General features: G+C 62.1%; 10 protein-coding genes and 4 tRNA genes. 13 read left to right on the top strand and 1 reads right to left on the bottom strand.

Annotated elements, in window-relative coordinates:
• The 9 genes from ACTG4J_RS12675 to ACTG4J_RS12635 all read left to right on the top strand — a co-directional run.
• On the top strand, positions 1–608 hold a 608-nt coding region (locus tag ACTG4J_RS12675), incomplete at its 5' end, for a S16 family serine protease (RefSeq protein WP_439140038.1).
• 140 nt (positions 609–748) lie between these two features.
• Complete coding sequence (locus ACTG4J_RS12670) at positions 749–1,546, top strand: polysaccharide deacetylase family protein (RefSeq protein WP_439140036.1); 798 nt, start codon at positions 749–751, stop codon at positions 1,544–1,546.
• 101 nt (positions 1,547–1,647) lie between these two features.
• Entirely contained in the window at positions 1,648–2,166 is a 519-nt protein-coding gene (locus tag ACTG4J_RS12665) for an HU family DNA-binding protein (protein WP_439140034.1), read from the top strand.
• Between the two features lie 16 nt (positions 2,167–2,182).
• A tRNA-Val gene (locus ACTG4J_RS12660) sits at positions 2,183–2,257 on the top strand.
• Positions 2,258–2,337: 80 nt separating this feature from the next.
• Positions 2,338–2,413: transfer RNA gene (locus tag ACTG4J_RS12655), tRNA-Val, on the top strand.
• 58 nt (positions 2,414–2,471) lie between these two features.
• Positions 2,472–2,990 carry a GNAT family N-acetyltransferase gene (locus ACTG4J_RS12650; RefSeq protein ID WP_439140032.1) on the top strand — a complete coding sequence of 173 codons (519 nt, stop codon included), beginning with the start codon at positions 2,472–2,474 and terminating at the stop codon, positions 2,988–2,990.
• The gene (locus tag ACTG4J_RS12645; protein WP_439140030.1) at positions 2,987–3,946 is read left to right on the top strand and encodes a DMT family transporter; all 960 of its coding nucleotides are present in this window, start codon (positions 2,987–2,989) and stop codon (positions 3,944–3,946) included. The genes ACTG4J_RS12650 and ACTG4J_RS12645 overlap by 4 nt, the downstream gene beginning before the upstream one ends.
• A 67-nt stretch (positions 3,947–4,013) precedes the next feature.
• A tRNA-Asp gene (locus ACTG4J_RS12640) sits at positions 4,014–4,090 on the top strand.
• A gap of 148 nt (positions 4,091–4,238) precedes the next feature.
• Positions 4,239–4,315 (top strand) — tRNA-Asp (locus ACTG4J_RS12635).
• 68 nt (positions 4,316–4,383) lie between these two features.
• Here ACTG4J_RS12635 and mnmA read toward each other — a convergent pair.
• Positions 4,384–5,526, bottom strand: coding sequence for a tRNA 2-thiouridine(34) synthase MnmA (gene mnmA, locus ACTG4J_RS12630; RefSeq protein WP_439140040.1), 1,143 nt, complete (start codon positions 5,524–5,526; stop codon positions 4,384–4,386).
• 145 nt (positions 5,527–5,671) lie between these two features.
• Between mnmA and sciP the strand changes: the two genes are divergently transcribed.
• From sciP to ACTG4J_RS12610, 4 genes are all read left to right on the top strand, one after another.
• Positions 5,672–5,977 carry a CtrA inhibitor SciP gene (gene sciP / locus ACTG4J_RS12625; RefSeq protein WP_439140028.1) on the top strand — a complete coding sequence of 102 codons (306 nt, stop codon included), beginning with the start codon at positions 5,672–5,674 and terminating at the stop codon, positions 5,975–5,977.
• Between the two features lie 60 nt (positions 5,978–6,037).
• Positions 6,038–6,751, top strand: coding sequence for a response regulator transcription factor CtrA (ctrA, locus tag ACTG4J_RS12620; RefSeq protein WP_439140026.1), 714 nt, complete (start codon positions 6,038–6,040; stop codon positions 6,749–6,751).
• 80 nt (positions 6,752–6,831) lie between these two features.
• The gene (ligA, locus tag ACTG4J_RS12615) at positions 6,832–9,036 is read left to right on the top strand and encodes an NAD-dependent DNA ligase LigA (protein ID WP_439140024.1); all 2,205 of its coding nucleotides are present in this window, start codon (positions 6,832–6,834) and stop codon (positions 9,034–9,036) included.
• On the top strand, positions 9,029–10,402 hold a 1,374-nt coding region (locus ACTG4J_RS12610), incomplete at its 3' end, for an ATP-dependent DNA helicase RecG (protein WP_439140022.1). The genes ligA and ACTG4J_RS12610, both read left to right, overlap by 8 nt.

The raw sequence follows: 10,402 nt of genomic DNA, 5'->3' as shown, positions 1-10,402 counted from the left end.
GGACCAGTGTCGGCGGCGATTTGTTGTCGATCGAGGCGCTGCGCCTTGCGGGCAAGGGGCGGATGAAGACCACCGGCAAGCTGGGCGATGTGATGAAGGAATCCATCGATGCGGCGGCAAGCTATGTCCGTTCCATCGCACCCCGGATCGGCGTCAAGCCGCCCCGTCTGGACAGTTGGGATATCCATGTCCATGTGCCCGAGGGGGCGACGCCCAAGGATGGGCCAAGCGCGGGCATCGCGATGGTCACATCCATCGTGTCGGTCTTGACCCAGATCCCGGTGCGCCGCGACATCGCCATGACTGGCGAGGTAACGCTGCGAGGCAATGTTCTGCCCATCGGTGGGCTGAAGGAAAAGCTTCTGGCGGCGCTGCGTGGGGGCATCACGACCGTGATGATCCCGGCGGAGAACGAAAAAGACCTGCCCGAGATCCCCGATAATGTGAAGCAGGGCCTCAATATCATTCCGGTCAGCCATGTGACCGAGGTGTTGTCGCATGCCTTGGTGCGTCAGCCCGAGGCGATCGATTGGGATGAAGAGGCCGAGGCCGCCGCCGCTGCTGCGCGCTTGACCGACAAGGGTGGTGAGGGCGCGACCGCCCATTGATCACCCGGCACAGCCAGTGCTGAAAACGCCGCGCCGAATGCGCGGCGTTTTTCATGTTTCAGGTACCGCGTGAAAAAAATGTCTTTGACATGGCTGCCTTACTGCTTTCCCCTCGTGACTTGGGCGGGGTGAGGCGCAACATGCCGAACAACGAAAACAAGACACGGCGTGCCGTTTTGCAAGGCGCCATGGGTTTCGGGGCTACGGCACTTTGGCCGCGCTTGGCCTTTGGTCAGGATCTCCAGCGGCCCGCCTTGCGCCAACGCCCCTTTCACGTCGCGGAAAATGGCGAATTTGTCGATCAAATCGGCCGAATACGGACAAATGAGCGTGTTCTGGCGCTGACCTTCGATGATGGGCCGCACGCTATCCGAACGCCACGCGTATTGGACATTCTTGCCTCCCGGCGGGTCAAGGCAAGTTTTTTCGTGATCGGAAACCGTGTCGTGCAAGCGCCCGGTCTGGTGGCGCGTATCGCCCGCGAGGGGCACGAGATCGGCAACCATAGCTGGTCGCATCCGCATATGAGCCAGATGTCCGACAGCGCCATACTCGATCAGATCGACCGCGCGGCCCTTGCCGTTGCGGCTGCCACCGGGTTCAGCCCGGTCCTCATGCGCCCGCCTTACGGAGAGTTCGACCTGCGCCAAAGCCGTATGGTTCGGCTGGCACGCGGTCTGCCGACAATCCTATGGTCGGTCGATCCGCAAGATTGGCGCCGCCCCGGTGGCTTGGACATTTCCGATCACATCATCGCCAATGCCGATCCCGGCGCGGTGATCTTGTCGCATGACATCGTGGAAGAGACGGTGCGCAACCTGCCGCGCATTTTGGATGTGCTGATGGCGCAGGGGTATCGGTTTGTGACCGTGTCCGAATTGCTGGGCTGGCCGCTTTGGACTGAGCAGCGGATGACGGAGGCCACGCCGCTGGGGTAGCGCGCCAATGGTAAATACGAACATCTTTCGATAGACTGATCCCCGAGTCAGTCTTGCGCCGGACATGATCAGAACAACGGCGCCCTTCGGGAGTATGGTAAATGGCACGAAGCAGTAAATCCGGCACATCAACGAGAACGACAAAGGCGCGCGCAACCGCCGCGGGACCGAAGGCGCGCGGCGCAGCCGCCAGCACAACGCCCGCGGTCGCGCCCATCAAACAAGACACGGCCGCCGCGCCGCAGCGCGGGCATCTGCGCGCAGTCGAACCGCCGAAGCAAGACACAACCCCTGACGCGGCGAAGGAACCCGCCGTTGCGGCCGCGCCCGATACCCGCTTCAAGCGTCAGGCATTGCTGGATGCGGTTTGTGCAAAGGCCCCGGTAAAGCGCACTGATGCGAAGACCTTGATCGATGTCTTGCTCGACGAACTTGGCCGCGCGATCGATTCCAATGATGAGTTGGTCCTGCCGCCCTTGGGAAAACTGTCGATCAAGCGGCGCAATACCGAAGGGGCGGGCGGTGATGTGCTGACGATCAAGCTCAAACGCGCAAATGACGCGGGCGCAGGCGGCGGCGATAAAGAAACCCCTCTTGCAGCCGCAGGCGAGGATAGCTAAAGACCCTCCACCCGGCGGGTGATTAGCTCAGTGGTAGAGCGCTTCGTTCACATCGAAGATGTCGGGGGTTCAAATCCCTCATCACCCACCATTTTCTTCCGATCTTCTGCCTCGGATCCGCTTGGCGGGTCTTGCCCTGTCGCGATGCGCAGGCTATCAGGCGCGGGCTTTGGGTGGTTAGCTCAGTTGGTAGAGCGCTTCGTTTACACCGAAGATGTCGGGGGTTCGAGTCCCTCACCACCCACCAGCCGTTCTCTTTGCAAGACCGCTTGCCGGGCCGCCCGTTCCGCGTCAGGGTCGCGGTCATGCAATTGCGCCCTGCCACCATCGCCGATCTGCCCGCCATCGCCGCGCTGCACGCGGGCAATTGGCGGCGCGATTATGCAGGGCTCTTGCCCGAAGGCGCATTGGGCGCGCCGCTTGATGCGCTCATGGCGCGGCTATGGTCAGCCAGCTCGGGCATTTTGGACAAGACGCTGATCCTTGAGGGGCGGCAGGGCGGGGTGATCGGCTTTGCGACCCATGATCGGCGCGGGGCGGAGGGGCTTTATCTTTCCAGCCTTCATGTCGCTGCCCATGCGCGCGGGGTTGGGGCGGGACGCGCGCTGATTGCTGCGGTGGCCGACCTTGCGGGGGACGACCCGCTTTGGCTCGAGGTGTTGTGCGGCAATCACCCCACGCGCGCTATCTATCGCAATTGGGGCGGTATCGAAGGCCCGGCCTTCGCCGATGAGATGCTTGGCGCGTTGGTCCAAAGTTGTCGGGTCACGTGGCCCGCGGGCAAGGCGTTATGCGCGCGATTGAGGGCCGAGCCCTGCCCATGAGCACCTCATTGCGTGCGATTCTCTTCATCTTGCTTGGTGTTCTGTGCGGATCGCTCAACGATGTGGGGATCAAGCTTTTGTCGGGTGAATACCCGCTGCACCAGATGGTTTTCGTCCGTTCTGTGATCGGTGTGACAATCACCTTGGTGCTTGTCCAGATGGAGGGGGGCGTGGCGCTGTTGCGTACGGATCGCCCGGCCTTGCACATGCTGCGGGCGGTACTGGTGGTGTTTTCCAACATGCTGTTTTTCTCGGCGCTGGCCGTGATGCCACTTGGGGCGGCTACGGCTCTGTTCTTCGTGGCGCCGCTTTTCATCACCATCTTGGCCATTCCGCTCTTGGGCGAGACGGTGGGGCGGCACCGGATCGCGGCGGTGCTGATCGGGCTTGTCGGTGTGGCGGTGATGATGGCGCCGGGTGTGGATTGGGGCGATATCGGGCGGGCGAGCCTTTTGTTGCCGGTCGCGGCGGCGTGTTGCTATGCCGGGATGCAGGTGTTGACCCGCAAGCTTGGCGCCTACACCGCCGCCTCAAGCTTGGCGTTCTATATCCAGCTGACATTCCTGACGGTCTCGGCGCTGTTCTTTGTCGTGGCCGGCGATGGGCGTTTCGCCGAAGGGCTGACGCATCCGTCGGCGATCTTCCTTTTGCGCGCATGGGTTTGGCCCGAACAGCAAGATCTCTGGGTCTTTGCGGGGATCGGGGTCATGTCGGCGGCGATCGGGTATTGTATGGGCATGGCCTACAAGCTCGGCAATGCCTCTGTCGTGGCCTCTTATGAATATGCGGCGCTGCCCTTGGCGCTTTTGTGGGGCTGGCTGATCTTCGCCGAGGTGCCGCGCCATGTCGTCTGGGTCGGGATCGTTTTGATCGCGGGGGCGGGGCTTTATGTCTTTGCCCGTGAACGCGCGCGCGATCGTGTCTTGGCTGCCAGCCCGCCCTTGCGCCACCCCTAGAAAAAAGCGTGCCCGCCACCCGATGGCGCTTGACGGGGCAGGCGGGGGGCAATAGGCAAGCCGTCACGCGGTTGTAGCTCAGTTGGTTAGAGTACCGGCCTGTCACGCCGGGGGTCGCGGGTTCGAGCCCCGTCAACCGCGCCATTTCCCCCCCAAGACTGTCTGACGTTGCGCATGGCCCATCCGTGCGCTGCGTTTCGTGCTAGTTTGAATTCGTTCGGCGATTTCTGTGCCGAAACCGGCTGCGATGCCATTGACGCCGCTTTTGCGATTGCCTAAACGACCCTCACGCGCGGTTGTAGCTCAGTTGGTTAGAGTACCGGCCTGTCACGCCGGGGGTCGCGGGTTCGAGCCCCGTCAACCGCGCCACTTTTCCTCAAGAACATGATGATGACTTTCGGGTTCGCCTCGAGGCGCATCCGAGAGCTTCGCAGCCCTCAGCCCTTGTGAATCCAGCCGCCACCCAAGACACGGCTGCCTTTGGTATCGTAGAAAACACAAGCCTGACCGGGGCTGACGCCTTCCTCAGGGGTAAACAGCTCGACCGTTGCCGTCTGATCGGACAGGGGCCGGATCACTGCCGGGCGCGGCGGGCGGGTGGAGCGGATCTTGACCTCCACCTCCCATTCCGCGCGCGATGTCAGCGGCGCGTCTCCCAACCAGTTGATCTCACGCAAGGGCACGATGCGGGTCGAGAGCATCTCCTTGGGTCCGACGACGACTTGCCGGGTATCGGGGTCGAGTTTCACCACGTAAAGCGGATCGGTTAAGCCGCCGATGCCAAGGCCGCGCCGCTGGCCGATCGTGTAATGAATCACGCCACGATGATCGCCCAGAACATTGCCGTCCATATCGACGATCTGGCCCGGATCGGCGGCACCGGGGCGCAGCTTTTCGATCACGGCGGCATAGTCGCCATTCGGCACGAAACAGATATCCTGGCTGTCGGGCTTGTCGGCGACGCTCAAGCCATATTTCGCCGCCAAGGCCCGTGTCTCGGCCTTGGAGGCAAGATGGCCCAAGGGAAAGCGCAGGAAATCGAGCTGCGCTTGCGTGGTCGAGAACAAGAAATAGGATTGATCGCGCGCAGCATCTGCGGCGCAATGCAACTCGGCTTTTTGCGGACCCATCTTGCGCTGGATGTAATGGCCCGTCGCCATGCAATCGGCATCGAGATCCTTGGCCGTTTCCAACAGATCCTTGAACTTTACCCGCTCATTGCAACGGATGCAGGGCACGGGTGTGGCACCCGCCAGATAGCTATCGGCAAACTCGTCGATCACGGCGGCGCGAAAGGTATTTTCGTAATCCAGCACGTAATGCGGAAAACCCATGGTCTCGGCCACGCGGCGGGCATCATGAATATCGCGGCCCGCGCAGCAGGCGCCCTTTTTGGCAAGTGCCGCACCATGATCGTAAAGCTGTAGCGTCACACCCACGACATCATAGCCTTGTTCGGCCAGCACGGCGGCCACGACCGAGCTATCGACGCCGCCCGACATGGCCACGACGACGCGGGTCTGCGATGGCGGCTTGGGTAGGCCAAGCGAATTGAGCATCCCGGGCTGGTCCAGCGCCATGGGCGATCCTGACATATCGGCAAGGAAAAGAAGACTTGCCGCAATATAGGAAAATCCAGCGAAAGCTCAACCGCCCCGCTTACGTCGCATTAAGCAAATTCGGCGCAAGCTGACGCGCAATCGCGCCAAGCACATGGGAGAGTTGATGTATATTCGTAAAATTCCGGGCCCGAACACGGTAAGGCTGCCCGATGGTCGCAGCATGACACGCGCCGATCTGCCCCCGGCCGGAACGCGACGTTGGGTCGCGAGCCGCAAGGCTGCGGTCGTGACGGCGGTGGATGCAGGTTTGATCACCGAAGAAGAGGCGATAAACCTTTGGTCTCTGTCGCAAGAAGAGCTTGAAAGCTGGCGCGCTGCGGTGGCGCAGCACGGGATCGCGGCGCTTCGCGCCACCGCGCTGCAGCAATATCGACTTTTATCTTTCGAGAATTTTGGCAAACTTGAGTAACAACAAATTAACCTTTCGCGCTGATTCTCAGGGCATCATTGAGAGATTCGGAGCGGATTGATGCGTGTTTTGCTTGTCGAGGACGACCCCACCACATCGCGTAGCATCGAAATGATGTTGCGACATGCAAACCTCAACGTCTATGCGACTGATCTCGGCGAAGAGGGGATCGACCTTGCCAAGCTCTATGATTACGACATCATTTTGCTTGACCTGAACCTTCCCGATATTCACGGGCATGATGTCTTGCGCCAATTGCGCACAGCGCGGGTCGATACACCGATCTTGATCTTGTCGGGGCTCGATGACCCCGAAAGCAAGCTCAAAGGGTTCGGCTTCGGCGCCGATGATTACCTGACCAAGCCGTTTCACCGCGAGGAATTGGTGGCGCGTATCCACGCCATCATTCGCCGCTCCAAAGGGCATGCGCAATCCATCATCAAGACGGGCAAGATCGCCGTCAATCTCGACGCCAAGACCGTCGAGGTGGATCACCAGACCGTGCATCTGACGGGCAAGGAGTACCAGATGTTGGAACTTCTCAGCCTGCGCAAGGGAACGACGCTGACGAAGGAGATGTTTCTCAACCATCTTTATGGCGGGATGGATGAGCCCGAACTCAAGATCATCGATGTCTTCATCTGCAAGCTGCGCAAGAAACTCTCGGTCGCGACCGGCGGGTCCAATTATATCGAGACCGTCTGGGGCCGCGGCTATGTGCTGCGTGACCCGGTGCCGGGGCGCGGTGCGGTCGAAATGGCGATGAATGGATAAGATCGCGCGTGGCGCGCATGCTCTGGAATTCGCGCGCGCATCCCCCTAAACCGTAGACAAGCGGCATGTAGGGGTTGGGCATGATCGAGAACGGCAAAGCAACGGCAAGCCCGGATATCACGGGCTTGGACGAGGCCGCGGCGCGCGCGCGCCTCGACATGCTTGCCAGCAAGATCGCCGCTGCAAATCTTGCCTATTTCCAAAACGACGCCCCGATCATCTCGGACGCTGAATTCGACGCGCTCAGACGCGAGAATGCCGCGATCGAGGCGCGCTTTCCCCATCTCAAACGCAAGGATAGCCCCAGCGAACAAATCGGCGCGCAGCTTGGCGAGGGGTTCTCCAAGATCACCCATGCCGAGCGGATGTTGTCGCTGGCCAATGCTTTCGATGCGACCGATGTCGCCGATTTCGTGGCCGGGATCCGCAGGTATCTGGGTTTGGCGCAAGATGTGCCCTTGGCCTTTACCGCCGAGCCCAAGATCGACGGGCTTTCGCTTTCGCTGCGCTACGAGGATGGGCAGTTGGTCAGCGCGGCTACGCGCGGTGACGGCGAGACAGGCGAGAATGTCACCGCCAATGCGCGCACCATCGCCGATATCCCGCAACAGCTTTCCGATGCGCCCGCGATCTTGGAGGTGCGCGGCGAGGTCTATATGGCGCATGCCGATTTCGCAGCGCTCAATGACCGTCAAGCCGCAAGCGGGGGCAAGATCTTTGCCAACCCGCGCAATGCCGCCGCGGGATCTCTGCGCCAACTCGATGCCGAGATCACCCGTGTGCGCCCGTTGCAATTCTTCGCCTATGCCTGGGGTCAACTCTCTGCGCCGCTGGCCGAAACCCAAAGTGGCGCCATCGCGCGGTTGGGGGCGATGGGTTTCGCCATCAACCCCTTGACCCGGCGCTGCGATGATCTGGCCGCGATGCTGGACCATTACGCTGCGATCGAGGCGATGCGCGCGACGCTTGGCTATGACATCGACGGTGTCGTCTACAAGGTGGATGATCTTGGCTTGCAAGCGCGCCTCGGGCTGCGCTCGACCACGCCACGTTGGGCGATCGCGCATAAATTTCCCGCGGAACTGGCGTGGACCCGGCTCGAGGCGATCGATATCCAAGTCGGGCGCACCGGCGCGCTGAGCCCCGTGGCGCGCCTTGCACCCGTTACGGTGGGCGGCGTCGTGGTGTCGAACGCGACCTTGCATAACGAGGACTACATCGCCGGGCGCGACGCGCGCGGCGGCGAGATCCGTGGTGGCAAGGATATCCGTGTCGGCGATTGGGTCCAGGTTTACCGTGCCGGCGATGTCATCCCCAAAATCGCCGATGTCGATCTGTCCAAACGCCCCGATACGGCGCAGCCCTTTGTTTTTCCCACCCATTGCCCCGAATGCGGGTCCGAGGCGCTGCGTGAAGAGGGCGATGCCGTGCGCCGCTGCACCGGCGGGCTGATTTGCCCCGCACAGGCAGTTGAAAAGCTCAAGCATTTCGTCAGCCGCGCAGCTTTCGACATCGAAGGGTTGGGCGCCAAGCAGGTCGAGACATTCTACACCGATGGCTGGATCAATGAACCCTCCGATATATTTGAAATCAAATCGAAATACGGTCACGGCCTGCAGCAGCTCAAGAACCGTGAGGGATGGGGCGAGAAAAGCGCGGCGAATCTGTTCGATGCCATAGATGAGCGCCGCCGCATTGGCCTTGGCCGGGTCATCTTCGCGCTCGGCATCCGCCATGTGGGCGAGGTGGCGGCCAATGACCTCGCGCGTCATTTCGGCAGTTGGCAGAGCTTGATTGACTGCGTCGACCGGGCCGCGGCGGAACCCGCCGCCCATGCCCCTGACGCGCGCTCCCGCAAAGCGCTTTTGGCGGAAAGCCCTGCTTGGGCCGAGATCACGGGCATCGACGGGATCGGTGAGGCGGTGGCGCTGGCGCTGACCACGACACTCAGCCAAGGGGCCGAGCGCGCCTCGGTCGATCGGCTTGTGGCGCATCTCGATATTCAGGCCCCGGCCTTGCGCATCAGGGTCGATAGTCCGGTGGCGGGCAAGATTGTCGTTTTCACCGGCACACTCGAAAAGATGACCCGCGCCGAGGCCAAGGCCCGCGCCGAGGCGCTTGGCGCCAAGGTGGCGGGGTCGGTTTCGGCCAAGACAGACCTTTTGGTCGCGGGCCCCGGCGCGGGCTCCAAGGCGACGAAGGCGGCCGAGCTGGGTGTCGAGACGATTGACGAGGATGGCTGGCTTGCCCTGATCAACGGCCTGTCGGGGGGTGGTGATGGCTGAGGTCCGCATCCCCAAGGGTCGGCCTGATTATCTTTGGCCGCTCTTTGCTGGGCTGGAAACGCTCGATGGGGTTGGGCCGAAAACTGCTAAGCATTACAAGGGCCTGGGGGTGGAAACGCCCAAGGATCTGATCCTGACCCTGCCGGTGGGTGGGGTGGATCGCACAAGGGCCGCCTCGATCCGCGACGTGGCACTGCCGGGGATGGCCACGGTCGAGGTGGTGATCGGGCGCCACCGCCCGCCCAGCACCCGCGGCCGCCCCTACCGGATCGAGGTCGAAGATGCCAAGACCAGCTTTCAATTGGTTTTTTTCCACGGCAAATCCGACTACCTGTCGCGTCTATTGCCCACTGGCGCGCGGCGCATCGTGTCGGGCAAGGTCGAGCTGTTCGACGGGGTGGCGCAAATGCCCCATCCCGATCACATCCTTGGCCTAGATGAGGCCGATGAGATCCCTGCCTTTGAGCCGATCTATCCCCTTGCCGCCGGCCTGACACAAAAGGGGTTGCGCCGTGCAATGGCGGCAGCCTTGGCACATGTGCCGATCTTGGGCGAATGGATCGATATTCCGCTTTTGGATCAAAAAGGCTGGCCTGCATGGGATGAGGCTGTCGCGATGGCCCATGCGCCCACACGGCCCGATGATCTGGCGGCGAGCGCGCTTGCGCGCGAACGCCTCGCCTTTGACGAATTATTCGCCCATCAACTGACGCTTGCCTTGGCGCGGGCCTCGGCCAGGCGGGGCAAGGGGCGCGTGACGCAAGGCAATGGGCGTTTGCGGCAAAAAGTTCAGGAAAGCCTGCCTTTCAAACCCACCGGGGCGCAGATGCGCGCCATAGACGAGATCGCGGCGGATATGGCCGCGCCGGCGCGGATGAACCGGCTTTTGCAAGGTGATGTAGGGGCGGGCAAGACACTTGTGGCGCTCATGGCGCTTCTCGTCGCGGTCGAGGCGGGTGGTCAGGGCGTGATGATGGCCCCCACCACGATTCTCGCAGGCCAGCATTACGCCAATCTCAAACCCTTGGCCGAGGCGGCGGGCGTGGTGATCGAGATGCTGACCGGGCAAGACAAGGGCGCGGAACGGCGCGCGAAACTGGCCGCACTCAAGCGCGGCGATATCCAAATTCTCGTCGGCACCCATGCGGTCTTTGTCGAGGATGTGGCGTTCGCCGATCTAAGGCTGGCCATCGTCGATGAGCAGCATCGCTTCGGCGTACGCCAGCGGATCAAGCTGGGGCAAAAGGGGCAGGGGGCGGATGTGCTGGTCATGACCGCCACACCCATCCCGCGCACCCTCAGCCTTGCGCAATATGGCGATATGGATGTGAGCGTGCTGGATGAAAAACCGCCCGGTCGCACGCCG

It is taken from the genome of Roseicyclus sp. (assembly GCF_965662675.1).
GTDB lineage: Bacteria > Pseudomonadota > Alphaproteobacteria > Rhodobacterales > Rhodobacteraceae > Roseicyclus.
Note: the sequence above shows the minus strand (reverse complement) of the source record. Positions and strands in the feature narration are given on the sequence as shown.

Excerpts from the sequence above, each read along its gene's own strand:
- ACTG4J_RS12670 (WP_439140036.1), top strand. The coding sequence starts at position 749 with ATGCCGAACAACGAAAACAAGACACGGCGTGCCGTTTTGCAAGGCGCC.
- ACTG4J_RS12665 (WP_439140034.1), top strand. The coding sequence starts at position 1,648 with ATGGCACGAAGCAGTAAATCCGGCACATCAACGAGAACGACAAAGGCG.
- ACTG4J_RS12650 (WP_439140032.1), top strand. The coding sequence starts at position 2,472 with ATGCAATTGCGCCCTGCCACCATCGCCGATCTGCCCGCCATCGCCGCG.
- ACTG4J_RS12645 (WP_439140030.1), top strand. The coding sequence starts at position 2,987 with ATGAGCACCTCATTGCGTGCGATTCTCTTCATCTTGCTTGGTGTTCTG.
- mnmA (WP_439140040.1), bottom strand. The coding sequence starts at position 5,526 with ATGGCGCTGGACCAGCCCGGGATGCTCAATTCGCTTGGCCTACCCAAG.
- sciP (WP_439140028.1), top strand. The coding sequence starts at position 5,672 with ATGTATATTCGTAAAATTCCGGGCCCGAACACGGTAAGGCTGCCCGAT.
- ctrA (WP_439140026.1), top strand. The coding sequence starts at position 6,038 with ATGCGTGTTTTGCTTGTCGAGGACGACCCCACCACATCGCGTAGCATC.
- ligA (WP_439140024.1), top strand. The coding sequence starts at position 6,832 with ATGATCGAGAACGGCAAAGCAACGGCAAGCCCGGATATCACGGGCTTG.